Annotated in this window: 24 protein-coding genes; 19 read left to right on the forward strand and 5 right to left on the reverse strand. The window is 61.9% G+C overall.

The window, feature by feature from the left end:
- Positions 1–193 precede the first annotated feature (193 nt).
- Positions 194–1,381 carry a nitric oxide synthase oxygenase gene (locus tag ACWF6P_RS17650; RefSeq protein WP_378536081.1) on the forward strand — a complete coding sequence of 396 codons (1,188 nt, stop codon included), beginning with the start codon at positions 194–196 and terminating at the stop codon, positions 1,379–1,381.
- A 6-nt stretch (positions 1,382–1,387) separates the two neighbouring features.
- Here the strand turns inward: ACWF6P_RS17650 and ACWF6P_RS17655 are convergent, their stop codons facing one another.
- Both ACWF6P_RS17655 and ACWF6P_RS17660 read right to left on the reverse strand, forming a co-directional pair.
- On the reverse strand, positions 1,388–2,773 hold the full coding sequence (locus ACWF6P_RS17655; RefSeq protein ID WP_452621849.1) for a CitMHS family transporter: 1,386 nt from the start codon (positions 2,771–2,773) through the stop codon (positions 1,388–1,390).
- A gap of 93 nt (positions 2,774–2,866) precedes the next feature.
- Complete coding sequence (locus ACWF6P_RS17660) at positions 2,867–3,919, reverse strand: Bug family tripartite tricarboxylate transporter substrate binding protein (protein ID WP_452621850.1); 1,053 nt, start codon at positions 3,917–3,919, stop codon at positions 2,867–2,869.
- Between the two features lie 112 nt (positions 3,920–4,031).
- On the opposite strand from ACWF6P_RS17660, the gene ACWF6P_RS17665 reads away from it, so the two are divergent.
- On the forward strand, positions 4,032–5,684 hold the full coding sequence (locus ACWF6P_RS17665; RefSeq protein WP_452621851.1) for an ATP-binding protein: 1,653 nt from the start codon (positions 4,032–4,034) through the stop codon (positions 5,682–5,684).
- A complete protein-coding gene (locus ACWF6P_RS17670; protein WP_452621852.1) occupies positions 5,681–6,364 on the forward strand; it encodes a response regulator in 684 nt (227 codons plus the stop codon). Before ACWF6P_RS17665 ends, ACWF6P_RS17670 begins: the two co-directional genes overlap by 4 nt.
- A gap of 24 nt (positions 6,365–6,388) precedes the next feature.
- Here ACWF6P_RS17670 and ACWF6P_RS17675 read toward each other — a convergent pair whose 3' ends face one another.
- Positions 6,389–7,963, reverse strand: a complete 1,575-nt coding sequence (locus tag ACWF6P_RS17675; RefSeq protein WP_452622082.1) for an AMP-binding protein — start codon at positions 7,961–7,963, stop codon at positions 6,389–6,391.
- A gap of 222 nt (positions 7,964–8,185) precedes the next feature.
- Here ACWF6P_RS17675 and ACWF6P_RS17680 point away from each other — a divergent pair, with 222 nt between their 5' ends.
- The 5 genes from ACWF6P_RS17680 (at position 8,186) to ACWF6P_RS17700 (ending at position 13,233) form a co-directional block, all read left to right on the forward strand.
- Positions 8,186–8,755, forward strand: coding sequence for a hypothetical protein (locus ACWF6P_RS17680; protein WP_452621853.1), 570 nt, complete (start codon positions 8,186–8,188; stop codon positions 8,753–8,755).
- 126 nt (positions 8,756–8,881) lie between these two features.
- The gene (locus ACWF6P_RS17685) at positions 8,882–10,078 is read left to right on the forward strand and encodes a Rieske 2Fe-2S domain-containing protein (RefSeq protein ID WP_452621854.1); all 1,197 of its coding nucleotides are present in this window, start codon (positions 8,882–8,884) and stop codon (positions 10,076–10,078) included.
- Positions 10,079–10,129: 51 nt separating this feature from the next.
- Positions 10,130–11,311, forward strand: a complete 1,182-nt coding sequence (locus tag ACWF6P_RS17690) for an acyl-CoA dehydrogenase family protein (RefSeq protein ID WP_019749417.1) — start codon at positions 10,130–10,132, stop codon at positions 11,309–11,311.
- Positions 11,312–11,350: 39 nt separating this feature from the next.
- Entirely contained in the window at positions 11,351–12,262 is a 912-nt protein-coding gene (gene bphC / locus ACWF6P_RS17695) for a biphenyl-2,3-diol 1,2-dioxygenase (RefSeq protein ID WP_452621855.1), read from the forward strand.
- A 188-nt stretch (positions 12,263–12,450) separates the two neighbouring features.
- Complete coding sequence (locus ACWF6P_RS17700; protein ID WP_283305929.1) at positions 12,451–13,233, forward strand: IclR family transcriptional regulator; 783 nt, start codon at positions 12,451–12,453, stop codon at positions 13,231–13,233.
- Position 13,234: 1 nt separating this feature from the next.
- Here ACWF6P_RS17700 and ACWF6P_RS17705 read toward each other — a convergent pair whose 3' ends face one another.
- The gene (locus tag ACWF6P_RS17705) at positions 13,235–13,936 is read right to left on the reverse strand and encodes a PadR family transcriptional regulator (RefSeq protein WP_448277023.1); all 702 of its coding nucleotides are present in this window, start codon (positions 13,934–13,936) and stop codon (positions 13,235–13,237) included.
- A 225-nt stretch (positions 13,937–14,161) separates the two neighbouring features.
- Here ACWF6P_RS17705 and ACWF6P_RS17710 point away from each other — a divergent pair, with 225 nt between their 5' ends.
- The 3 genes from ACWF6P_RS17710 (at position 14,162) to ACWF6P_RS17720 (ending at position 15,408) form a co-directional block, all read left to right on the forward strand.
- The gene (locus ACWF6P_RS17710; protein ID WP_283305931.1) at positions 14,162–14,662 is read left to right on the forward strand and encodes a flavin reductase family protein; all 501 of its coding nucleotides are present in this window, start codon (positions 14,162–14,164) and stop codon (positions 14,660–14,662) included.
- Between the two features lie 114 nt (positions 14,663–14,776).
- A complete protein-coding gene (locus ACWF6P_RS17715) occupies positions 14,777–15,163 on the forward strand; it encodes a nuclear transport factor 2 family protein (RefSeq protein WP_020906616.1) in 387 nt (128 codons plus the stop codon).
- Positions 15,163–15,408: a hypothetical protein gene (locus ACWF6P_RS17720; protein WP_317552662.1), complete on the forward strand. Its 246-nt coding sequence runs from the start codon at positions 15,163–15,165 to the stop codon at positions 15,406–15,408. Before ACWF6P_RS17715 ends, ACWF6P_RS17720 begins: the two co-directional genes overlap by 1 nt.
- Here the strand turns inward: ACWF6P_RS17720 and ACWF6P_RS17725 are convergent.
- A complete protein-coding gene (locus ACWF6P_RS17725; protein ID WP_452621856.1) occupies positions 15,381–15,866 on the reverse strand; it encodes a flavodoxin family protein in 486 nt (161 codons plus the stop codon). The two genes, ACWF6P_RS17720 and ACWF6P_RS17725, sit on opposite strands and share 28 nt — an antisense overlap.
- A 119-nt stretch (positions 15,867–15,985) precedes the next feature.
- Between ACWF6P_RS17725 and ACWF6P_RS17730 the strand changes: the two genes are divergently transcribed.
- From ACWF6P_RS17730 to ACWF6P_RS17765, 8 genes are all read left to right on the forward strand, one after another.
- Positions 15,986–16,420, forward strand: a complete 435-nt coding sequence (locus ACWF6P_RS17730; RefSeq protein ID WP_452621857.1) for a nucleotidyltransferase domain-containing protein — start codon at positions 15,986–15,988, stop codon at positions 16,418–16,420.
- Positions 16,417–17,055 (forward strand): uridine kinase, encoded by a 639-nt coding sequence (locus ACWF6P_RS17735; RefSeq protein ID WP_452621858.1) that lies wholly within the window; start codon positions 16,417–16,419, stop codon positions 17,053–17,055. The genes ACWF6P_RS17730 and ACWF6P_RS17735 overlap by 4 nt, the downstream gene beginning before the upstream one ends.
- Positions 17,056–17,154: 99 nt before the next feature.
- Positions 17,155–18,588, forward strand: coding sequence for an FAD-dependent oxidoreductase (locus ACWF6P_RS17740; protein WP_452621859.1), 1,434 nt, complete (start codon positions 17,155–17,157; stop codon positions 18,586–18,588).
- 725 nt (positions 18,589–19,313) lie between these two features.
- Positions 19,314–19,991 (forward strand): hypothetical protein, encoded by a 678-nt coding sequence (locus ACWF6P_RS17745; protein WP_452621860.1) that lies wholly within the window; start codon positions 19,314–19,316, stop codon positions 19,989–19,991.
- 4 nt (positions 19,992–19,995) lie between these two features.
- Positions 19,996–21,282 (forward strand): molybdopterin-dependent oxidoreductase, encoded by a 1,287-nt coding sequence (locus ACWF6P_RS17750; protein WP_452621861.1) that lies wholly within the window; start codon positions 19,996–19,998, stop codon positions 21,280–21,282.
- A gap of 1 nt (position 21,283) precedes the next feature.
- Positions 21,284–21,796, forward strand: a complete 513-nt coding sequence (locus tag ACWF6P_RS17755; protein WP_452621862.1) for a hypothetical protein — start codon at positions 21,284–21,286, stop codon at positions 21,794–21,796.
- An 80-nt stretch (positions 21,797–21,876) separates the two neighbouring features.
- Positions 21,877–22,482, forward strand: a complete 606-nt coding sequence (locus ACWF6P_RS17760; RefSeq protein ID WP_452621863.1) for a methyltransferase domain-containing protein — start codon at positions 21,877–21,879, stop codon at positions 22,480–22,482.
- 62 nt (positions 22,483–22,544) lie between these two features.
- Positions 22,545–23,843, forward strand: a complete 1,299-nt coding sequence (locus ACWF6P_RS17765) for a hypothetical protein (protein WP_452622083.1) — start codon at positions 22,545–22,547, stop codon at positions 23,841–23,843.
- Positions 23,844–23,861 lie beyond the last annotated feature (18 nt).

The raw sequence follows: 23,861 nt of genomic DNA on the forward strand, positions 1-23,861 counted from the left end.
AATTTCGTTTGCAGCCTATGTCACAAATGTCTGACTCGTAAATCATTCTGGACAAGTGTCACAATGCGACCCCATTTCGTGGTGTGACCGTCCCTTTCTTATTCTTGCGTGCAAGATAAACAAGAGCTTCGACACTCTCGATCGCCGAGCTAACGTTCAGCGAAATCTCAACCAGCCAAACAGGAGTCGTGCCGTGGATTTTGTTCGACAGGACGAATTGCCCACCGATAGCGGGCTTACGTCCCAGATCGCCTCCACTACCCCGACGCTGACCGAGCTTCAACGTCGGGAACTCGAGTGCGTCGAATTTTTCGACTCTCCGGAACTGGGTCACCTCCCGACGTCTCGGCGGCGCGAGGCCTTGCGTGAGCTCCATCGGACCGGTACCTACACGCACACAGCGGAGGAATTGCTCGTCGGCGCCAAACTCGCCTGGCGAAACCACGCCAGGTGTGTCGGTCGCGCGCATTGGCGGACCCTCAAACTCATCGACGCGCGCGATGCCGTCACGGCTTCCGCTCTCGCAGAAGCATGCTGGGAGCACCTGCGTATGTCGACCAACGGCGGCGCTCTGCAGTCGGTCGTGACGGTCGGGCCACTCCCCCGAGAGGACGGTCAGGAGTACCGCATCCTCAGCCCGCAACTGATCCGCTACGCCGGCTACCGGCAGCCTGACGGCACCATCCTGGGCGACCCGTGGCACGTCGATCTGACCGCTCAGGTCACCGCGATGGGATGGAAGGGTGCGGGTACGCCGTTCGATGTTCTCCCCGTACTGATTTCGGTTCCCGACGAACCCCTGCAGTACTTCGACGTCCCGGCCGACCTCGTTCTCGAGGTCGAGATCGAGCATCCCGAATACAGCTGGTTCGCTGATCTGGGGCTTAAATGGCATGCCGTTCCCGCGGTCTCGGACATGAACCTCGACATCGGGGGAATCGTGTATCCCTGCACGCCGTTCAGCGGTTGGTACGTCAGCACCGAGGTCGGCGCCCGTAACTTCAGCGACGGCGATCGCTACAACATGTTGCCCACCATCGGAGCGATGATGGAGCTCGACATGAGCCACGACCGCACGCTCTGGAAGGACCGCGCACTGGTCGAATTGAACCGCGCAGTTATTCACAGCTACCGCAAGGCCGGCGTCATCATGGTCGACCACCACACTGTCGCAAAGCAATTCATCGATCACATCGCGCGCGAGGACAAGGCCGGGCGCAAGTGCCCCACCGACTGGTCATGGGTGAACCCGCCCATGTCCAGCTCGCTCACGCCGACGTTCCACCGCCTGTACGACGAGCCCGATCTCGATATCCGGCCCAACTTCGTGACAAAAAAGAAGAAGGGCACCGACCAAGGCCGGTGCCCCTTCCACAACTGATCGCACTCAGAAGGGGATCTGCCCCAATCCGACGCCGACCACGAGCATCGTGATCGAGATCAGCCCGGCTCGCCACAGAACCTTCTTGTGGTGATCCGCGAGTGACACACCGGCGAGTGTGACCAGGAGCAGGATCGCCGGGACCAGCGGGCTCTGCATGTGCACTGCCTGCCCGGTGATCGACGCACGGGCCATTTCCACCGGCTCGATTCCGTACTGCGCTGCCGTCTCGGACAGCACCGGGAGTACACCGAAGTAGAACGCGTCGTTGGTCATGAAGAACGTGAGCGGAATGCTCAGGACGCCCGTGATGACGGCGAGGTGCGGGCCCATCGCGTCGGGAATGACCTGCAGCAGCCACTCGGCCATTGCCTCGACCATGCCGGTTCCCTGGAAAACGCCGGTCAGCACGGCTGCTGCCAGCACCATCGCGACCACCGAGACGATGCTCGACGAATGGCGTGCGATTGCTTCACCCTGATCCTTGACCGCCGGGAAGTTGACCGCGAGGGCGATCGACGACGCGATCATGAAGAGGACCGGAATGGGCAGGATGTCCATCACGAGCACAACGAGAAGGATCGTCGTCAGCGCTGCGTTGAACCAGAGCAGCTTCGGCCGCAAGGTGTCACGCCCGGGGGCAAGTCCGTCGATGAAGCGTCCGGTGTCGCCGCCGTCGTCTTCCGGCTCGTTCGAGCCGCCGGTGCCGGCGCTTCCGGTGCTGGAACTTCCACCGTTTCCGACCTTTTCGAGGATGCGCTCAGAAGTCAGGACCAAAGTCCCGATCCTTCGGCGCTCCATGATCCCGAGGTGAATGGCGAACCCGAGCACCATGATCAGTCCGACGATCAACGACGGCACCATCGGGACGAAGACGTCGGAAGGTGAGAGTCCCAGCGCGCTCGCGGCCCGGACGGTCGGGCCACCCCACGGAATGATGTTCATCGTCGCGTTCGACAGGCCGGCGATCACCGTCAGGACGACGGGACTGACGCCGAGTTTGAGGTAGAGCGGGAGCATCGCGGAGGTCACGATGATGAAGGTCGTCGAACCGTCGCCGTCCAGGGAGACAACCATCGCGAGCACTGCGGTTCCGACCACGAGCCGCATCGGATCGTCACGCACCATCCGCAGGATGAGCTTGACCAGCGGATCGAAGAGTCCGACGTCGATCATGATTCCGAAGAAGATGATCGCGAAGAACAACAGCGCCGCAGTGGGTGCGAGCGACTTGATGCCGTCGGTGATCATTTCGCCGATTCCGAGGCCGGCCCCGGCAAGTAGTCCGAAGGCCACCGGGACCAGAGTCAGTCCCACCACCGGGGTCGCGCGTTTGGTGAGGATCAGGAACATGAACACCGCAACCATGAGGAAGCCGAGTGTGACGAGCATGATGAACTCCTTTTGTGCTGAATTGCCGAGAAAAACGGCACGGCAAATCGAGCCGGTGACCTTCGTGGAGGTGAAACGAAACTTCGGTTGTGCTTAGTTGATGCCGGGCGGATCGAGTGTTGCGTCGACGAACCGGGATTGATCGGTGAGGAATGCGGAGAACTCGGGTTCGGTGAGAACTGCACTGTTCCAACCGTTTCGGCGAGACAGCTCGTTCCACCGCGGGCTTGCCGCCAGATCCCGCACCAAATTCTGCAAGTGCTGACGCTGATCGTCCGTCAGGCCGGGCGGCGCCATGAGCCCGCGCCAATTGGTGAACGTGACGTCGACGCCCGACTCCGCCATCGTGGGCGCATCCACCGCCGGGGTGCGGGCAGGCGAGCTGACCGCAAGGACCCGAACCGTGCCTGCCGCAATCTGATCGAGGTACTCACCGATACCGGTTGCAGCGACGTCGACCTGCCTCGTGAGCAGTGCGGGAAGCAGTTCTCCGCCGCCGTCGTAGATGCGGTACGGGGAGCGCGACGGATCGACACCGACCGCCCGGGCGAACAGAAGGCGGAACAACCCGTCCGGTCCACCTTCACTCGAACCGCCGCCGATCGAGATCGACGACGGATCCGCCACCCAGGCCTGCGTCAGATCGGCGAGAGTTTTGTACGGTGAATCTGCTGGAACCAGTAGCGCTTCCGGTTCTTCGACCAGTCTTGCGATGGGCGTCACGTCGGCAAGTGTGTGCTCGGACGGCAGTATCTCGAGCGAACCGAGAACTCCGAGTCCCATGACCATGAGTAAGTCGGGGTTTCCGCGTTCTAGAGCCAACCGGTTGAGTCCGACGATGCCGCCCGATCCGGGCAGCACAACGACGTCGGCGTCGACGGTTCCTTCGTCGGCAAGTGCTTGCACCATGGTCCGGGCAGTCAGGTCGTAACCACCACCGGCCACCGAGGGCACCAGTACGCGCAGTTCCTCGGAACTCTCACCCGCTCGGCCACCGGCAAAAAAGGACTCGAGCGGAGTACATCCGGTCGACAGCACCAGAGTCATCGCGCAGGCACCGAGCAGGGCGATATGCCTGCTCAGCCGCTTCGATGCGCTCATGGCCTTGTCCTTGTCTGCCGGTACCGATGTGTGAACAGGTTTCATACTGACGCATTTTGTGACTGAGGTCACCATTGGGGAAGCAAATTGATTTGTGCTCATTGTGCTCACGAACGGCCGCTTCCCCGGCATCGAACTGAAGGCTAGGGTCTGGCTGGTGTCCTCAGGAAACGAGCAGGCGGAGCGAGAGCGCAAGTTGCCTCTGCGTGCGCGACTGCGTCGGCGCCGGCACACTCTGGCGACACAACTTCTCGAACTGCAACTTCTGATCGTCGTCGCGGTTCTCGTGTGCGTCACTGCCCTCTCCCTCGCGCAGTCGTCTGCGAGTTTCCAACGCGAGGAAGGACGCCGCGCACTCTCGGCAGCGGAATCGCTCGCAGCCAATCCGGCAGTGCGCGAACTGCTCCCCCAGGCTCAGACCCGCCTCCGCTCCGGACTACAAGGTTCGGTCGACTCGGTGCGCGCCATCTCGGGCGTCACCTATGTCTCGCTTGCCGACGCCGACGGCGGTGTCGTGATTTCGACGCGTCCCGGCGACGTCGGCATCCACGCACGTCAGACCCAGGATCGGTCATGGACGGGTTTGGTCGACGCCCCCTCCGGCAAGGCCGTGGAGGCGCACGTTCCGATTCTCGGCAGCGAAGGAGCGATTACCGGAACCGCGATCGTCGGCATCGAGTACCCCTCGATCTGGACGCGGCTAGGGCAGTCCGCGCCGAATCTCCTGGTGTACCTCGCGGTGGCCTCACTTCTCGGCGGCGTCGGGTCGATCCTGTTGGCCCGCAGGGTCAAACGGCAGACCCTCGGCATGGAAGCCGGCGAGATCCTGGACCTGGTTCGCCAACGTGAAGCAATGCTGCGCGGTCTCAAGGAAGGCGTCATCGCATTCGACGCACAGGGAAAAGTGGTGCTGATGAGCGACAGTGCCCACCAACTCCTCGACATCCCACGCGGCAGCGCCGGTAGATCGGTGCGGGACCTCGGTCTCGACGACCGCCTCCAGAGTGTACTGACTTCCGGCACAACCGAATCCGATCAGTTGGTTCTTGTCGGCGATCGACTGCTCGTCCTCAACACCGTCTTGATCGAATCGAAGGGCCGCACCATCGGTTCGGTCACCACTTTCCGCGACCGCACCGAATTGCGTTCCGTGGAAGAAGAACTCGACGTGACCAAAACCAGCACCGACGCACTACGCGCTCACATCCACGAGTTCGACAATCAACTGCACACCATCTCCGGCCTCATCCAGCTCGGCGAATACGACGAGGTGGTCGGCTACGTCGAGGGTCTGACCATGGAGCGCGCGCAGGTCAGTGCGACCGTGACCGAGAAGATCGCCGACGTCGGCACCGCCGCACTCGTGATCGCCAAGATAGGCGCCGCTGCACAGGGGTTGGTCACGGTCGAGCTGGCGTCGGACACGCATCTGGAGACGGTGGACCGCAGACTCGGACGAGATCTCGTGACGGTGGTCGGAAACCTCGTCGACAATGCCGTCGACGCCGTCGGTGAGATGCCGGAAGCCTCGCGCCGCAAGGTTCGATTGTCGATTCGCGACCGTGGCACCGCCGTCGAAGTGCGTGTCGAGGACGCCGGCCCCGGTATCGCGCCGGAGAATCGCGACAGGGTTTTCGGCCAGGGCTGGAGCACCAAGGGACAGTCGAGTGACGGACACGGTTTCGGCTTGGCGTTGGTACGCCTGACGTGTCGTCGGCGAGGCGGCGATGTCACCGTGAGCACTCGTTCGGCAGAAGGCATCGAGTGGACTGTCTTCACGGCAGTCCTGCACGACGGAGAGGGCGCATGATCCGGGTACTGGTGGTCGACGACGACTTCATGGTGGCGAAGGTGCACAGCGGATTCGTCTCGCGGATAGACGGTTTCGAAGTGTGCGGCGTTGCCCATTCGGCCGAGGCCGCCCTGACCGCAGTCGGTGAATTGCAACCCGACCTGGTTCTTCTCGACGTCCACCTCCCCGGCACCACCGGACTCGATCTGATCGCCCCGTTTCGCGAGCTGGCCCCGGAGCTGGATGTTCTTGTCATCACGAGTGAACGCGAGGCGGGCTCGGTCAAGAAGGCACTGCGCAGCGGCGTCGTGCATTACCTGATGAAGCCATTCACGTTCGAGGTTCTACGTGAGCGTCTCGAGCGGTACCGATCGACGTATGCGAATCTCGACAGCATCGGCGAAGCAGAACAGGGAGCGGTGGACGAGGCTTTCGGCGTGGCCGGTGGCGCGAGCGCGGCATCGTCCCTCAAGGGTCTACCGAAGGGACTCAGTCCTGAGACCCTTCAGCTGGTCGAGACAGCACTGCGTGACGGAACCGAACCCGCCTCGGCTACAGATATTTCCGAGAGGGTCGGCATCTCGCGGGCGAGCGCGAGGCGCTACCTCGAGTACCTGTACGAAACCGGGCGATCCACCACCTCGCTGAAATACGGAGTGGTGGGCCGCCCGGAGCGTCGATACGTCTGGAAACGCTGAACCTGCGCTACACGACGCTGGTTGCTAGACCGCGCGGGCGCTGGTCTCCCAGTACCTCGCGCGCAGTGCCTTCTTGTCCAACTTGCCCAGCGGCGTCAGCGGAAGGGAATCCACGAAGTCGATGCTCTTGGGTGCGTGAACTGAACCCTTGGCCGCCTTCACCTTCTCGACCAGTTCCTCGGTGTCGACGGTCAGTCCGGCACGAAGCACCACGCAGGCCTTGACGGCTTCGCCCCACTTGTCGTCGGGCACACCGACTACCGCAACCGAAGCGACGGACGGGTGCGCCGAGATCACGTCCTCGATTTCGCGCGGGAACACGTTGAAACCACCGGTCACGATCATGTCCTTCTTGCGATCGACGATGGACATGAACCCGTCCTTGTCCCTACGGGCGATGTCGCCGGTGTGCAGCCAACCACCACGGAACGCCTCGGCGGTCTCGGCCGGCTTCTTCCAGTACCCCTTCATGATCAGCGGACCACGGACACAAATCTCACCGAGTTCTCCCTGCAGCACCTCGTTCAGGTCGTCGTCGAGCAACCGGACGTCGAGCCACGGCACCGGCCGTCCACAAGTGGCGAGGCGAGCCGGATCGTCGGCGAGGTGTTCTTCCTTGCGCAGCACCGAGATTGTCATGCCGCACTCGGTCTGACCGTAGAACTGGAAGAAGATCTGACCGAACTTCTTGATGCCCTCCTGCAACCTGGCCGGAGACATCGCGGAGGCTCCGTAGAACAGCGTCTGCAAACTCGAGACGTCACGCTTGGGCAGATCCGGGTGATCCATGAGCATGTAGATCATGGTGGGCACCAGCATGGTTGCCGTGATCTTGTGCTTCTCGATCGCCTCGAGCACCGCACCTGGTTCGAAGGCGGGCAGGACGATCAACGCGCCGCCGCGCAGCAAAGTCGGGATGAAGAACGCCGCACCCGCGTGCGAGAGGGGCGTGCAGATGAGGAAGCGGTTGTCCTCGGGCCACTGCCACTCCGACATCTGGATCTGATTGAGCGCCGCACCCGAACGGAAGGATCCCACAACACCTTTGGGCTTGCCGGTCGTTCCACCGGTGTAGACCATGCTGCTGGCGTCTTCGGCGTCGACGTGCGCTGCCTTCAGCGGCGCGGGCTCGAACGTGGCAGCCAGCGCGAGGATGTCGATTCCCACCTCGGACGGCCCCATCGAGAGCACGTTGGTCAATGAGGGTGACGACGCCTTCAACTCGGCGGCACGCTCCTCGAAGGCGTTGGGATCGAAGATGAGGGTCTCGATCTCGGCGTCGTCGACGATGTACTTGTGATCGTCGAGCGATCCCATCGGGTTCAGGGCACTTGCCCGGCACCCGGTGATCATGGTCGCGCCCATGCTGATCAGGACCTCGGGGCGGTTCTTTGACAGCATTGCGGTGCTGGTGCCCTGAGTGATTCCCAATGACGCGAGCGCCTGGGCGAAGCAGCTGATCTGATCGCGCATCTGACCGCCGGTGAGGATCACGTCGCCGAGGTACAGCGCGGGCTTGTCGTGATTGCGTTCCAGAGCGGTGATGAGCAGGTCCGGACCGTAAACCGGTCGGTGCAGGTCAGCGAACTCGTCTGTCATCTGGTCTTCCTTCTGCTCGGCGCGTGCAGTCATCGAGATGTGCTCCCGGTCACGGATACGATATCCAGAATTGCACAAAACTGGAACAGGTTCCACCTCTTCGATCGAATCCGAGAATGCTCCCGATCAGCGGGAAGCCCGTCGTCACCCGCCAGAGCGGTGGTTAGCGTCGATGTACCCACCGAGACGACCGCGTCTCGGTCGCGTCCAACGGAGAGTGTCATGACTACCAACCTCGGTACCGCCCACTTCACGGCAACTGCTCCCCGTGCTGCCACCACGCTCCTGTCCGATTTCGACTCGTTGTACGGAACCGTGCGCTCCGCACCCGACGGGTCCGTCGTCGAGCAGGACGTCGTGTTCTTCGGACGCCCCGATCCCGGCGCGCTGCTCACCGGATCCGTGAGATCGCTGGGTTCGACGCTCGAGCGGATCACCGAATACCACGATCAGACCGGTCATCTGGTGGCCGAGGTCTTCGTCCGGGAAGCCCCGGCGGTTTTCGTCCGGGAAGCCCCGACAGAGGGCGCGGGAACCGATTCCGTTGCTGCGCTTGCCGATTTTGCCGCTCGGCGTTACGGCTCCGCGTCGCTTCGCCGCTTCCGCGGACGCTGCACCGCGACCTCGGTAGGAACAGATCTGAACTGCTCCGTGACGGTGCTCGCCACGTACGAGAAGGACCACGAGAGCGTCACCGACGTAGCTCTGGTCGCCACCGATCCCGCCGGGGTCGTCACTGCCCGGGCCTGGGCGACTTACGCGATCGACAATGCGGCGACTCTCGCGAGCTGAATCTCTGCAGGTCACCGAGTAGGCGTTCCATCCAGCGGGAACTGCCGTATCTCCAGCGGGCGCTACGTCGTTGTATGAGGCGGATCACATCACTGGAGCGTCGCAAGACGCGGCTCGGAGGAAGACATGGCACTCGGAACCGGCCCACTCACCACTACGGACGCGCCGACGCAGTCGGGCGCCGGCGAGGAAATTCGAGAAATCGAAGCGGCAGCGCCTCCCGCGCGGTTCGCACGTGGATGGCACTGCCTCGGACTCAGCAAGACTTACCGCGACGGTCAGCCCCACCAGGTCGACGCATTCGGCACCAGCCTTGTCGTCTTCGCCGACAGTAAGGGCGACATCAAGATTCTCGACGCCTACTGCCGCCACATGGGTGGCAACTTGGCGCAGGGCACGGTCAAGGGCGATTCGATCGCCTGCCCGTTCCACGATTGGCGTTGGGGCGGTAACGGAAAATGTACGGCGATTCCTTACGCACGACGGGTTCCGCCGCTGGCCAAGACGCGGGCATGGACCACACTCGAGAAGAACGGCCAGCTCTTCGTCTGGCACGATCCTCAGGGAAATCCCCCGCCTGCCGACGTCACGATTCCCGACATCGAGGGTTTCGGAAGCGATGAGTGGAGCGACTGGAGTTGGAACACCCTCACGATCGAGGGCTCGCATTGCCGCGAGATCGTGGACAACGTCGTGGACATGGCTCACTTCTTCTACGTTCACTACTCGTTCCCCAAGTACTTCAAGAACATCTTCGAAGGTCACGTCGCGAGCCAGTACATGGAATCGGTGGGACGCGAGGACGTCATCAGCGGCACCAACTACGGCGATCCCAACGCTGTGCTTCGTTCGGATGCATCGTATTTCGGTCCGTCGTACATGATCGACTGGATCAAGAGCGAAGCCAACGGGCAGGTCATCGAGACCGTCCTGATCAACTGCCACTACCCGATCTCGAACAATGCGTTCGTGCTGCAGTACGGCGCGATGGTCAAGAAGCTTCCGGGCATGGACGACGAGTCCACTGCTGCGATGGCGGCGCAGTTCACCGAGGGGGTCGAGATGGGATTCCTTCAGGACGTGGAGATCTGGAAGAACAAGGCCCCCATCGACAACCCGCTGCTCTCCGAGGAGGACGGCCCGGTTTACCAGTTGCGGCGCTGGTACAACCAGTTCTACACCGACGTCGAGAACGTCACGGAAGACATGACGAAGCGCTTCGAATTCGAGATCGACACCACCCGCGCAGTGGAGAGTTGGAAGCGGGAAGTCGCCGAAAACGTTGCCGCACGCGACGCCCAGGCGCTCGAGACAACCTCCTGATCCGCAGTCGAAAACACAGCTGAAACAACCGGACTGGACGCAAGGAACAACATGACGTACGAAGTGCTCGAACAGATCAACGCGATGGCCGACGACATCTTCGCCGAAGGCATCGAGGCCGAGCGGATCGGCCGGGTGGCCGACGACACCGCCAAGAAGATGAAGGCAATCGGTTCCATCCGCATGCTGCAACCCAAGGAACACGGCGGCATGGAGGCGCATCCTCGCGAGTTCGCCGAGACCGTCATGCGCATGGCTTCGCTCAATCCCTCGGCCGGCTGGGTGCACGGGATCGTCGGAGTTCACCCGTGGCAGCTTGCGTTCGCGGATCCCAAGGTGCAGCAGGAGATCTGGGGATCGGATCCCGATACCTGGATGGCCTCGCCGTACATGCCCGGTGGTATGTGTATCCCGACCGACGGCGGCTACAAGTTCTCCGGTCGCTGGCAGTTCTCCTCCGGCACAGACCATTGCGACTGGGCATTCCTCGGCGCGATGGCCTGTGACAAGGACGGCAACATGGAGATGCCGCCGCGCATGCTCCATGTCATCATCCCGCGTACCGACTACGAGATCATCGAAGATTCGTGGGATGTCATGGGACTTCGCGGCACCGGCTCCAAAGACCTCGTGGTCAAGGACGCCTACGTCCCCGATTACCGCGTCATGGACTGCGACGAGGTCATCGACGGCACGGCAGTGCGCAAGTACGGACGCACCGAGACGCTGTACCTGATGCCATGGTCGAACATGTTCCCCCTCGGCATCACCGCCGCTACGATCGGCATCTGCGAGGGAATGCTCTTCCACGCCAACGAGTACCAGGCCGATCGCATCAACGCGCAAGGCACGGCGGTCAAGGACGACCCGTACACCTTGTTCGCCATCGGTCAGGCCACTGCGGACATCCGCGCCGCGCGCGACACCCTGCTTGCCAACGTCGACCGCATGTGGGATCGAGTGGACGCCGGCAAGGAAGTGACCTTCGAGCAGCGCGCCGAGGGACGACAGACCCAGGTACAGGCCGCCTGGCGCGCGATCAACGCAATCGATCAGGTTTACCCACGCTGCGGCGGCAACGCACTACGGATGGACAAGCCGCTCCAGCGATTCTGGCGCGACGCTCACGCTGGGCAACATCACGCAATTCACGTACCGGGCACCGTATTCCACGCCGCCTCACTGAGCCGCCTCGGCGCCGACCCGCAGGGTCCGCTGCGGGCGATGATCTGATCAGACTTCGACACAAGAAATCGACAGGAACCAGACACGATGACACACACTGACATCAAGGGACTTGGCTACGTCAAGATCTCGACCAACGACATCGCACGTTGGCGCACTTTCGCTTTCGACGTTCTCGGCTTCGCCAAGGGCAGTGGGCCGGATGAGAACGCACTGTACCTGCGGCTCGACGAGCGCGCTGCGCGCATCGTCGTCGTCGAGGGTGAGCGCGACGAGATCGTGAACATCGGTTGGGAGGTCGCCGATCACGCCGCACTGCGCCGCGTTCAGGAAGCGCTCGAGAAGAACGGCACCGAGGTGGAGCAGCTTTCGCTCGCCGAGGCGGATGCTCGACGGGTCGAAGAAGTCATCGCCTTCACCGATCCCGGCGGAGCGGCCATCGAGGTCTTCCACGGAGCGATCCTCGACCACAGCCCGGTGGTGACGCCCTTCGGCGCTCGATTCGTCACCGGCTCACAGGGTCTCGGCCACGTCGTGCTTCCGGTGATGGACAGCGCTGCGAGCTTCGACTTCTACACCGAGGTGCTCGGCTTCTACCCCCGCGGCGCGTTCCGTCTGCCGGCCCCGCCTGAATTCGGGCCGCTGCGAATCCGTTTCATGGGCGTCAACGAGCGTCACCACAGCTTGGCACTGTGCCCGGCACCGCACGGCGGCGCTCCCGGCCTGATTCACATCATGGTCGAGGTGGACACCCTCGACGCCGTCGGCCAGGCACTCGACCGAGTGATGAAGGACGGGTTCTCCGTGTCGTCGACCCTGGGTCGTCACACCAACGACAAGATGATCTCCTTCTACGTTCGCGCACCCGGCGGCTGGGACATCGAGTTCGGCACCGAGGGCTCGAAGGTGGATCAGGACTCGTACTCCTCCGAGGAGATCACGGCAGACAGCTACTGGGGCCACGACTGGTCCGGAAGCGAGCCGCTGGCAGCGATGTAGTACCTGCCGGTACGGGAACTAAGGGGGCTTGCGCGAGTATTCGCGCAAGCCCCCTTCCTAGTTTCCAAGGTGACGCGCCCGAAAACAGACCGGTGATCCACTTCACAAAACCACAACTCTATGACACTATTTCTAATTGAAATAGCCAGTTCACTGGTTGTGGAGCTCTAAGAGAAGTGAGGTACACGATGACACTGCAGGCTGTGGATGCTTTAGGCGGCGATTCGGCCCCGACGGCAATTCTCGATCGCGTCTCGCTGGTTCTCGACGCCTTCGACGGTCCCGGCAGGTTGACGCTTGCTCAGGTCGTTCGGAGCACGGGCCTGCCCCGCTCGTCTGCCCACCGCATGCTCGAACGTCTTGTCTCGATGCGTTGGCTGCGTCGCGACGGCCGCGACTACGAACTCGGTATGCGCCTCGTCGAATTGGGATCGCTCGCGGTTCATCAGGACCGCCTCCACGCTGCAGCCATGCCGCTTCTCCACGAGCTCTACCGCGTCACCGGCTTTGTGGTTCACCTCGGCATCCTCGACGGCCCCGATGTGGTCTACATGGAGAAGATCGGCGGACGCCTCGCAGCCGCGGTGCCGACGCGTGTGGGTGGTCGACGCCGAGCCGAGACCACTGCGATCGGTCAGGCACTGCTCGCGTTCGGTTCGCCGAAGTCCTCGGGTTACGCGCTGCCCCACCTCGCCAGGATTCGCGAATCCGGGGTTGCATTCGAAACCGGAAACGGCCTACCGGGATTCAGCTGTCTTGCGGCACCGATCGGCCCCATCGGCCGCGCCGTTGCCGCGGTATCAATCTGCGCGCCGTCGAAGGCTCTCCGCCTCGACCACGTCAGCGCAGCGCCGGTTCGGATGGCAGCCGCTGCCATTTGGCGAGGCATCGACGGCGGATCGCTGAGCGTCACTCCGACATTGCAGCGTCGTCACCTGCTGCGCAACATGCCGACCGCGGCCGGGGCCTGACTCAGATATTCGAGCCGTTACCGGTGAGCCCGGCCTGCTCGAGCGCCAACACGTACTCCTCGACGTTCTTCCATCTGCCAGGCGTCGAGGGCAACGGCGATCCCAGTCGGTCGTGCTCGGCGACGTTCGCGTACTCGGCGGACGCACGATCGATGTCTTCGAGAAGTTCGCGAGCAAGTTCGATCTCTGCTCGGAAGTAACGCTCCGACCAGCGCAACGTCATGACCGGGAACGACCAGGCGGGCTCGTTCTCGGCATGATCTGCGTGGAGTTTCGCGCGTCGAATCTGCTCTTCGACGTTGGCGATGTGAGCTTCCACCAGGGCCTTCAGTCGCTCGGGCTCGTTGAGATGTCCCATCCACAGACGCAGCATCACGCCGTGCTTGAGCACCGGAACTTCCACTGGAGCTTCGCGTGACCACGTCCGGACGGCGTCGGTTCCCGATTGGGTGATCGAGTAGAGGCGCTTACCGCGCACCCCCGGCTCGGAGACGACCCGGGATTCCACGAACCCGATGCTTTCGAGCTTCTTCAGCTCTGCGTAGACCTGGCTGATGGACGGGCTCCAGTAGAAGAAGCCGACGCTCCAGTCAGCCCACTTCTTCAGATCGTTTCCGGTCAGTTCCTCCCCGAACGTCAGCATTCCGAGCACTGCCCAGCTGGTAGCGGGAAGTCCTCGGGACACGTCATCAGGTTCGGACATGCCCGAAGTCTAACAATCACTGGTGATTTGCTGGTTTCGTAGAATCCGAACGGACCGCTGAGCGGGATCAAATTTGTGTGAGACACCATCACCTGGCACTCGGCGGCCCGAATCCGGGCAGAGGCGGCATTACTGCCATTGAGTGGGACTGCCGCTGGATTACGGCCGCGACGCCACACATCGTTGCTTCTGAAGTTGTTTGCAGAGTTCGAACAAGGAGACGACATGTCCGTGGAAAACGCCGAGCCGCCAGTTCTGGACGGGCGCACACTTCGTAACGTGATGAGCAATTTCTGCACCGGCGTCACCGTCATCACCGCTCACGACGGAGATTCGCCGCTGGGCTTCACCTGCCAGTCCCTGGTCTCGGTATCGCTCGATCCCCCGCTGCTCTCGTTCTGCCCGGCGAAGACGTCGACGAGTTGGCCGAAGCTTCGTGAATCCGGAACTCTCTGCATCAACGTTCTCGCCCACGATCAGCAGGACATGTGTTCCGCCTTCGCGCGCGGCGGAACCGACAAGTTTCTCGGGATCGAGTGGGATGCCGCCGGCAACGGTGCTCCGGCGCTCAGCGGCGCGCTGGCCCGCATCGAGGCAACCGTCGAGCAAGAGCACGACGCCGGTGATCACACCATCGTCGTCGCACGCATCACCGACCTGAACGTGCTGCGCCACGACGGTCCGCTTCTGTTCTATCGCGGTGGATTCGGACGCTTCGACGCCTGAGTTTGTTGCATCCGTCCCGCTGCGTGGGAGATTGCGGCGCCGATTCGAGACAGCACCGATAGCGTCCGAAGTAGTTGTCAGACCCTGAACTTCTCGACTGATCGGACTAACTCGATGACCACTCTCGAACCAGACACCACGGCCGCGATCACGGCGACGGTAACCACCTACCTCGACGCCGTGGCTCGCGGATCGTCAGCGGACATCGCCGCCCTCTACGCCGAGAACGCAACGCTCGAAGACCCGGTCGGCAGCGAACCCCGCGTCGGCAAGGCTGCGATCACCGAGTTCTACGGCGCTCTCGAGGGCGGTTCGCAAGAGACGGAACTGCTTACCCTGCGGGTGAGCGGATCCAGCGCGGCCTTCCACTTCCGCGTCGTCACGCCGGTGGGCGATCAGGTCTACGAGGTCGAACCCATCGACGTCATGACGTTCGATGCGGACGCGAAGATCACGAGCATGCGCGCCTTCTGGTCACCGGCCGATCTGATTGCACGCTGATGCGGCAGGTCAGTTGCCGCAACTGCGGAAATCGTGTCCTGGTCGAGAAGTACAGCGACGCGCACACCAGCGTTCAATGGCTCGAAGAGTCGCAGGAAGTGTGCCCGGAGCTGGGGCGCGCGAACAGCCGTGCCAACGCTCAGCGGACGTGTGGCGCTCTGCGTCAGACGATCAACGACCTTGCCGACGCCGGAGAGCTCGAGATGAGCCTTCGCAGTTACCCGGTGCCGGGCAAGCTGTCCTGAACGCTTCCGCGTAGCACTTCGGCGAACATGCGCGCCGATTCCAAGTCGTCGGCGTTCGGCCGCCCCTTCCGGATACCGCCGAACGGCTTGAACGGAAGATACGTATCCCATGCACGGGACGAGAAGGCTGCGACCACATCGAAGCCCTTCTGCTCGAGCAACTGAACCAGTGGGCGTGAGAAGCGGTGAATCCCCTTGTCGGGAAAACCACTGGTGGCGAAGACAAATGCCTTGGATCGGCGTTCTTCGGGGAGCGACTCGATGAACGTACGTAGGTTTTCGTGGTACGAGCGCAGGTAGATCCCGGATCCGAAGCCCACGAGGTCGTAGTCGGCGAGCTCCGCGGCGTCGATGTCGCCGGGTTCGACCACGCGAGCATCGAGAACTTCGCCGATGACGTCGGCGATCCGCCGCGTATTGCCGTGGGAGACAGAGGTACACACGATGATCGTCTTCATCGACTGCCTTCATTGGTCGTGGACATGTGCATCTTCTCCCATAGGTTTGTCACGCAACTCCACCAAGGATATGGGCAGGACTGCGCTCGACTTCCCTTTGGTGAGGAAAGATACCCGTCATGTCAGCACGATTGAAGGGGCGAAAACGCGCAGTCAACTCGTTGCTCGTCGACGTTGAACGATGGGCCGGTGAGCACGACGGCGTCAAAGGTGTAGCGCTGGTCGGGTCGTACGCGCGCGGTGCGGAGCGTATGGCGAGTGATCTCGATCTGATGATCCTGGCCGAAAACCCGGAGGCACTGGCCGATGAAGGCTGGTTTGTGCAGATCCGTCCCGACGCGCGTTTCGTCCGAGCAGCGAACTGGGGACCGGTCCGAGAGCGACGCTTCCGTCTGGGGTCCGGTCTTCTCGTCGAACTGAATTTCGCGACCGCAAGCTGGGCGGACGTTCCGCTAGACGGGGGCACGAGGCGCGTTCTCGAAGACGGTCACCGAATTTTGTACGACACGGGGCCACTTCGTGTCGCTGCGAGTGCTGTAGGAATTGATCGATGAGCACTGCGTCGGTCTTCGAAACCTTGGCCGCCGAAGTATCCGCGTTGCGCGGCTCGCCTCTCGTCGCGATCGACGGCGTCGACGGGAGCGGGAAGACGACCTTCGCGAAAAACCTCGCGGCACAGCTGAATGCACGCCCCGTCATCGTGATTCACGTCGACGACTTCCTCAATCCGTCGGAGATTCGTCATCGTCGAGGGCGACAATCACCGGAAGGGTTCTGGCTCGACAGCTACGACTACGACGCCCTCGAGCGGTATGTTCTCGACCCACTGACACCGGGAGGGAGCCGCCAGTACCGACAACGACGGGACAGCGACGCATACCTCGTTGCAGCCGATGGAGCGATCGTCCTCGTCGAAGGCCTGTTTCTGCATCGTGACGAACTTGCTTCCCGATGGGACTACTCGATCTTTCTCGACGTGCCCTTCGGGATCACCGCGCAGCGTATGAACCTTCGCGACGGAACAAACTCAGATCCGGGACATCCGTCGATGAACAGATATGTCGGCGGCCAACGACTTTACTTCGCCGCTGCAAAACCCTGGACCCACGCGAACCGTGTCATCGACAATTCGCACCCGAACGTGCCGGTCATCGTCTCGCCCGAACACGCTGGAGACCGCTTGCGATAGCGACACGCACTGTGCCGAATCACGCTGCTGAACAGTGCGTTTCTCGCTCACTGGGAAGGTGAGTTCAGAGCACCACCATTCCACAATACCTTTTGTGACATGGACAACATTGTCGACGTACTTGTCATCGGTTCGGGCGCTGCCGGATCGGCCGCAGCGCTCCAAGCGCACGCCGACGGCGCATCGGTCGTGATTCTGGAAAAGAGCGGACCCGATTCCGCAGGTGGCAACACTCGGTTGTCCGGCAGCGGATGGTTCGTCAACCAGGACCCTGCCGCCGCCCGCACCTTCCTGCGTTCATTGAACGGATCGTTCCCCGTTGCCGACGACGTCATCGATGCCTGGGCCGAGAACACCCACGGGCTCTCCGATTGGCTCCGCAGTCTGGGTGCAACTGTAGCGATGACCGGCGATTTCCATTCCACGGCAGAGTACGGCGAACTCGACGGAAGTTCCTGTTACGCAGGGATGGACACCATCGACGGGAAGATGGGCAATGAACTTCTCTACCGGTTCCTCGTCTCCGCACTCACCGAAAGCGGCATCACAACTCTTTTCGACACCGAAGCCACCAGACTCCTGACGGATGAATCCGGAGCGGTGACCGGAGTCGAGATCCGTTCGGGTGAACAAACTTCGCAGATCCAGGCGCGCCGGGGCGTCATCATTGCCACCGGAGGATTCGAAGCAAATCCGACGATGGTGCGCGACTACTTGCGCCTGGAGAATCCGAAGATCTGGGGCTCACCATCAGCTACCGGCGACGGTCACCGCATGGCGCAAGCGGTAGGCGCAGATCTGTGGCACATGAACAACATGATGACCATTACGGGAATCCCCGGTGATCCCGAGAATCCGACGGGTTTCTTCCTGGCGCTGTGGAATGCCCACAACTATGTGTTCCTCAGCCGGGAAGGTCGACGCTTCACCGACGAGTCGGCCGAAATGCGGCACGGTCATGTGTTCAGAGAAGGTTCCTACCAACACTTTCCAGTGCAACCGATGAACATCGTCTTCGACGAGACGATGAGGTTGGCTGGACAACTGAGCCCCGGTCGCGACGCACTGCCCGTCGGCCACAGAGTTCTCGACGAAGGGTACGAGTGGAGCGCGGACAATCAAGCTGAGATCGACAAGGGATGGATCGTCAAGGCAGACACGCTCACCGAACTCGCCGGGAAGCTCGGACTGGACCCAACTGTCGTGGAAACGAGCGTGCGACGCTACAACGAGGCGTGCGCGGACGGCGTAGACCATTCGTTCGGTCGCAATCCCGAGACGTTGGCCCCGGTAACCACCGCTCCGTTCTACGCAGTCTCCGGGTCGCCACTGCTGGGATGGAGTAGCGGTGGGCCGCGTCGCGACGGCCATTCTCGCGTACTCGATACTGCCGGCAATCCGATTCCAGGACTGTATGCGGCGGGCGCCGTCAGTTCCACGTACAGCGCGGCGAAGGACGGTGGATTCCATATCGCCGATGCCTTGGCGTTCGGCCGGGTTGCCGGCGCCCATGCTGCCGCGCGCCAAGCTTGATATCGCCGGCCTTTCGGCTGACTAGCTACACACAATCACGTGGCTGGTCAGTTGTGGTCGGTCGTCGCGCAAATGAATTCTGCCGCCATATCTCGATGATGATACAAAAATCGGACATCATGAGATTTCGAGACAAACACCTGCATTTTTGCCAATTTGAGACAAATGCAGGCTGAGCCCACTCTCAGCCTTCTGTGGGTCGGAGCTGCGTGCCAGAACACTGTTTCCTACCCATACTGACGCCTCGGGACCCGTGATCGTTACTCGTCTGAAAACATCCGATCCGAGTGCCTTTGCGAGGTACGTGCATTCCCGGTGTCTTCGTCTGGGTCGGACTCCGAACATCGCTGCAGCGTCGCCATCGAGCATGGTTTGAATGCGACCGACTATTCGTCGACGCTGCGGTCGCTCCACATTTCCTGATTTGCCGTGGAGATCGCGTGCACCTGTTTCAGGGCGACGTCTTAATAGTTTGCGTCGGGCGCGGCTAATGCTCGTCACTACTCGATGATAATCGAATATGAAATTTTATCGGATTTCACCGATCGGTGTACCCAAATTTCCCAATAACAAACTCAATATTGCATTTTCTTTGCATCGACTTATCTAATTCTTTGGGTTTGAAATATTTCGATGGAACCAAATATTTCTGCTTGGCCAATCCGCAACCGTATCGGCGCCGAATGCCTTCCGACACTCATTGTAGATATGGAAGGTTGAATATTATGATCAACTACCGCAAATCACTCGTCGCGGTGGCTGCCGCAGCGTTGGTGCTCACTCCCTTGGCGGCGTGTTCATCGAACGACGACTCCGGGACATCGACGTCGTCGAGTTCTTCGGCTGCAACGACGACGCAACCGGCGCCGGCCGCCGAGGTCGACAACCTGACCGGTGTGAGCACGGCCGTCAAACTCGATGCAGGTTTCACCGGAGCTCTCACGACCCTCGGTTTGACTCCCGGTGTCGTGGGATCGGCCACCCTGGCAGATGGCTCGATCAGCTTCCCCATCACCGGCGGAAACGTGAAGTACTGGACGCCTGGCACCGTGGACCCCTACGTGCAGGGAGAGATTTTGCACGACGGTAGCGGTCTTTCGTTGACCGCTGGCGCCACCACAGTCGAATTGACCAACTTCGACATCGATCCGGGTACGTCGATCCTCAAGGGCGATGTGCTGGTCAACGGCGCTCCGGCGGCGAGTGGCGCTGTTCTGTTCGACCTCAACGGTCGGACATTGAAGCCGCTGCAAACAGGTCCGAACGATACCGCGATCCTGCAGGGTACCGAGGTGAAGATTTCCTCTGACGCTGCGGCCTTGTTGAACAAGACCTTCAATACCGATGCGGTGACACCGGGGTTGCTGGTCGGTATCGCCACCATCACGATCGCAACGAAGTAATCCGATGAGTTTCGTAACTGCGAAGGTCAAGGGATTCTTCAATTCCTTCGCGCCTTTGCGGTTGCGGCCTCGGAGTTACGTCCGAGGTCCGTGGCTGACCTCGGTATTCGGTGCCGTCTTGCTGATCGGTCTGCCGATCGTGATCATCACCGGGTTGTTGTCTTTCATCGCGTATGGTCCCCAATTCGGGCAGGCAATGCCCAGTGATGTCGGTTGGCTGCGCCTGCCGTATTTTCAGTGGCCGACGCGGCCGTCCTGGCTTTACCGACTCACTCAGGGCCTGCATGTGGGCCTCGGGTTGATTCTCGTACCTATTGTTTTGGCAAAGCTGTGGTCGGTGATACCGAAGCTGTTCGTATTCCCGCCAGTTCGTACGCCGGCTCAGGCGCTCGAACGGTTGTCGCTTATCGCGTTGGTCGGTGGAATTCTCTTCGAAATCATCACCGGTGTGTTGAACATCCAGTACGACTACATTTTCGGGTTCAGCTTCTACACCGCACATTATTGGGGTGCGTGGGTGTTCATCGCCGGCTTCCTCACCCACGTCGTCATCAAGATCCCGACGATGGTTCGGTCCCTGCGTCGGCGCTCGTTCCGCACGGAAATGCGTACCTCTCTGGCCGACACTCGGCCGGAAGACGACGACGAAACTGGTTTGGTGACAGAGGAACCCGCTCCGGCGACCATCAGCCGCCGTGGAGTGCTCGCATTGGTCGGCGGTGGCGCCCTGTTGGTGGGGGTGCTGTCGATGGGACAAACGGTGGGCGGATTTCTGCGACCGGCAGCTCTGCTGCTACCGCGTGGACGCTCGTACGGGACGGGGCCGAACGATTTTCAGATCAACAGGACGGCATCCGCCGCGCAGATCACTGACGATCAGACCGGTGATCGTTGGAGATTGACAGTGAGCGGGAGCGGTCCGCCCGTGGAGTTCAGCCGCACCGCGTTGTTGGCGATGTCCCAGTACAGTGCGCAGCTTCCCATCGCGTGTGTGGAGGGATGGTCGACGACCGAGGACTGGAGTGGGGTGCGCCTGCGCGATCTCGCCGTGATTGCCGGTGTGCCGCAGCCCGACTCGGCTCTCGTGTCCTCGCTCGAACGCAATGGCCCGTTCAGCACGGCAACGCTGCAAGGGAACCAGGCCACCGATCCCGACGCGCTGCTCGCTCTTCGAGTCAACGGGGTCGATCTCTCGCTCGATCACGGCTATCCCGCCAGGATCATCGTTCCGGCTCTGCCCGGGGTGCACAACACCAAATGGGTGCAGTCCATCGCGTTCAGGGGGGCGTGAGATGAAAAGATTCATCCGATTTTACGGCGCGAACCCGCTTCATCTACTGGCAGTGCTGTTGTGCTTCGCACTCGTCGGGTACGCGGTCATGGTCACCGGTCCGGACGCGTTCTGGAACACCGAAGTGTGGTGGCAGTCGATCGCAGTGTGGTTCGTCGGCGCACTCATCGCTCATGACTTCATCTTGTTTCCACTCTATGCACTCGCAGACAGATCACTCTCGGCTGGGATCGACGCACTGCGAGGCCGCCGCGTTACGCGGCCGACGTCGGTGCCTGCGATCAACTACATCCGGGTCCCGTGCCTAGGAACGGCTTTGACGTTCGTCCTGTTCTTCCCCGGAATCATCAAGCAAGGCAGCGCAACTTACGTAGCCGCCACCGGATTGACGCAGGAGCCGTTTCTTGCGCGTTGGTTGCTTCTCTCAGCAGCGATGTTCGCGGCAAGTGCACTTGCGTATTCCGCCCGACTTGCCATTGAAAGCCTTCGAAGCACGAAAGCAGGTGCACCATGACACGGACAATCACATCAGCCGTAGACCCGGTGTCGACAGATGTCGTGTTTCAACGCGCCGGCAAAGGACTCCCGTGCTGGATGACAAGCGACTCCGGCATCCGCCGAGAGGCACCGCTCGAACGCTGGATGGGCGACACACGCACAACACCGGCTGACCGACAAGCCGATGACATCATGCTGGCAAACTGCACCGGCCCCACTCTCGATCTCGGCTGCGGCCCAGGAAGACTCACCGCAACTTTGACAGCGAGAGGGGTCAACGCTCTGGGCGTGGACACTTCCGAAACCGCAGTGGCGATGACCATCAGCCGCGGAGCACATGCGGTCAACCGAAACATCTTCGATCCGTTACCGCTCGTGGGGCATTGGGCGCACGTGCTGTTGGCTGACGGAAACATCGGCATCGACGGAGACCCACTACGGGTACTGCGCCGCGCGGCGACACTCCTCGCACAGGGCGGCGTCGTCATTGCCGAAGTGGAACCGCCGGCCGCCGCACATGGCATCCGGGTCGGAAAGATGAGGTGGGAAACCGACGTTCTACAAGGACATTGGTTCAGTTGGGCCACCGTCGGATTGGAAGCCGTCCCCGCGATCGCTACCGACGCGGGACTGCGAGTTGCTCGCACGGTGGAGGTAGGCCATCGATGTTTTGTCTGGCTCACAGCATCGAGTCCGCAGTGATTCAGACGGACGGCACACGCAACTTTCTCCTGCGCGATTTCATCGCTGCAGCACTGGCGCTGATGCTCGTCGTGGCAGCGTTTGTCGTGCCCCATCTCGGGTTGGGCTCGGTGACCCCGATCCTCGACAACACGACCGAGTCCTACAAGGATTTTTCCGACGCGAATCCGCTCTTCGGATTCGTCGACGCTCACCTCGGTTGGGGCACCCCGATCGCCCTCGTAGTGGCGGTAGCGGTCGTAATGTGGGGTCCGCGCGTCGCCGCAGCGCTCACGTGGCGCCGTCTCGTCCTGAGCACCTGGGCAACCTCCGCGATCTGGGCGATGTCATTGGCGATGATCGACGGGTGGCAGCGCGGATTCGCCGGCCGGCTGACCTCACGCGATGAGTATCTGTACGAGGTGCCCGGGATCACGGATATCCCTTCCACCCTCGCCGGATTCAGCGATCGGATACTTGATTTCCAGCCCGACTCGTGGACGACACACGTCTCCGGCCACCCCCCGGCCGCGGTGCTGACTTTCGTGTGGCTCGACCGGATCGGGCTCGGCGGAGGGGTGTGGGCATCCGCGCTGTGCGTGGCAGTGGGCTCGAGTGCGGCGGCGGCGGTGATCGTCGCCGTGCGCGCGCTCGGGGACGAGACCATGGCACGCCGCGCGGCGCCTTTTCTGGCTTTGTCGCCCGCGGCGATCTGGTTGGCGGTCTCGGCAGATGCACTGTTCGCCGGAGTGGCCGCGTGGGGTATCGCTTTGTTGGCCGTCGCCGCACGCGGAAGCGGCCGGCGCTGGTTCCTGTCGTCGGTTGCGGCAGGCGTCCTGCTCGGGTCGGGTGTCTACCTGAACTACGGGCTCGCCCTGATGGCGGTTCCTGCCGTCGCCGTACTTGTGGTCAGTCGCACGGCCAGGCCTCTGATCGGAGCCTCGATGGGAGCCCTCGCTGTGGCGGGTGTGTTCACCGCTTACGGGTTCTGGTGGTTCGACGGCTACTTCCTCGTCCAAGAGCGCTACTACCAAGGCATCGCATCCTCGCGGCCGTTCGCCTACTGGGGATGGGCGAATTTCGCCTCACTGATCTGCGCGGTGGGCCTTGCCTCCGCCGCGGCGCTGCCACGGGTTCTGACGTGGTCGAAACTTCGTGCCCTCTCCCCGGTCAACGTGATGGCACTCGCCGGCCTACTTGCGGTGATCGTCGCCGACCTCAGCGCACTGAGCAAAGCCGAAACAGAACGCATTTGGCTGCCTTTCCAAATGTGGATCCTGACAGCGCCCGCGCTTTTGCCACGCCAGACACACCGATTCTGGTTGGCCGTACAAGCAAGCACCGCGTTGGCGATCAACCACCTCGTCCTCACCAACTGGTGACGCGAATAACCCCGCGAG

It is taken from the genome of Rhodococcus sp. NPDC055024 (genome assembly GCF_053608585.1).

Bases quoted from the DNA above. Each gene is read 5' to 3' on its own strand.
- ACWF6P_RS17655 (WP_452621849.1), bottom strand. From the start codon at position 2,773: ATGCTCGTCACACTCGGCTTCCTCATGGTTGCGGTGTTCATGTTCCTG.
- ACWF6P_RS17660 (WP_452621850.1), bottom strand. From the start codon at position 3,919: ATGAAACCTGTTCACACATCGGTACCGGCAGACAAGGACAAGGCCATG.
- ACWF6P_RS17670 (WP_452621852.1), top strand. From the start codon at position 5,681: ATGATCCGGGTACTGGTGGTCGACGACGACTTCATGGTGGCGAAGGTG.
- ACWF6P_RS17675 (WP_452622082.1), bottom strand. From the start codon at position 7,963: ATGACAGACGAGTTCGCTGACCTGCACCGACCGGTTTACGGTCCGGAC.
- ACWF6P_RS17680 (WP_452621853.1), top strand. From the start codon at position 8,186: ATGACTACCAACCTCGGTACCGCCCACTTCACGGCAACTGCTCCCCGT.
- ACWF6P_RS17685 (WP_452621854.1), top strand. From the start codon at position 8,882: ATGGCACTCGGAACCGGCCCACTCACCACTACGGACGCGCCGACGCAG.
- ACWF6P_RS17690 (WP_019749417.1), top strand. From the start codon at position 10,130: ATGACGTACGAAGTGCTCGAACAGATCAACGCGATGGCCGACGACATC.
- bphC (WP_452621855.1), top strand. From the start codon at position 11,351: ATGACACACACTGACATCAAGGGACTTGGCTACGTCAAGATCTCGACC.
- ACWF6P_RS17700 (WP_283305929.1), top strand. From the start codon at position 12,451: ATGACACTGCAGGCTGTGGATGCTTTAGGCGGCGATTCGGCCCCGACG.
- ACWF6P_RS17705 (WP_448277023.1), bottom strand. From the start codon at position 13,936: ATGTCCGAACCTGATGACGTGTCCCGAGGACTTCCCGCTACCAGCTGG.
- ACWF6P_RS17710 (WP_283305931.1), top strand. From the start codon at position 14,162: ATGTCCGTGGAAAACGCCGAGCCGCCAGTTCTGGACGGGCGCACACTT.
- ACWF6P_RS17715 (WP_020906616.1), top strand. From the start codon at position 14,777: ATGACCACTCTCGAACCAGACACCACGGCCGCGATCACGGCGACGGTA.
- ACWF6P_RS17720 (WP_317552662.1), top strand. From the start codon at position 15,163: ATGCGGCAGGTCAGTTGCCGCAACTGCGGAAATCGTGTCCTGGTCGAG.
- ACWF6P_RS17725 (WP_452621856.1), bottom strand. From the start codon at position 15,866: ATGAAGACGATCATCGTGTGTACCTCTGTCTCCCACGGCAATACGCGG.
- ACWF6P_RS17730 (WP_452621857.1), top strand. From the start codon at position 15,986: ATGTCAGCACGATTGAAGGGGCGAAAACGCGCAGTCAACTCGTTGCTC.
- ACWF6P_RS17735 (WP_452621858.1), top strand. From the start codon at position 16,417: ATGAGCACTGCGTCGGTCTTCGAAACCTTGGCCGCCGAAGTATCCGCG.
- ACWF6P_RS17740 (WP_452621859.1), top strand. From the start codon at position 17,155: ATGGACAACATTGTCGACGTACTTGTCATCGGTTCGGGCGCTGCCGGA.
- ACWF6P_RS17745 (WP_452621860.1), top strand. From the start codon at position 19,314: ATGATCAACTACCGCAAATCACTCGTCGCGGTGGCTGCCGCAGCGTTG.
- ACWF6P_RS17750 (WP_452621861.1), top strand. From the start codon at position 19,996: ATGAGTTTCGTAACTGCGAAGGTCAAGGGATTCTTCAATTCCTTCGCG.
- ACWF6P_RS17755 (WP_452621862.1), top strand. From the start codon at position 21,284: ATGAAAAGATTCATCCGATTTTACGGCGCGAACCCGCTTCATCTACTG.
- ACWF6P_RS17760 (WP_452621863.1), top strand. From the start codon at position 21,877: ATGACAAGCGACTCCGGCATCCGCCGAGAGGCACCGCTCGAACGCTGG.
- ACWF6P_RS17765 (WP_452622083.1), top strand. From the start codon at position 22,545: ATGCTCGTCGTGGCAGCGTTTGTCGTGCCCCATCTCGGGTTGGGCTCG.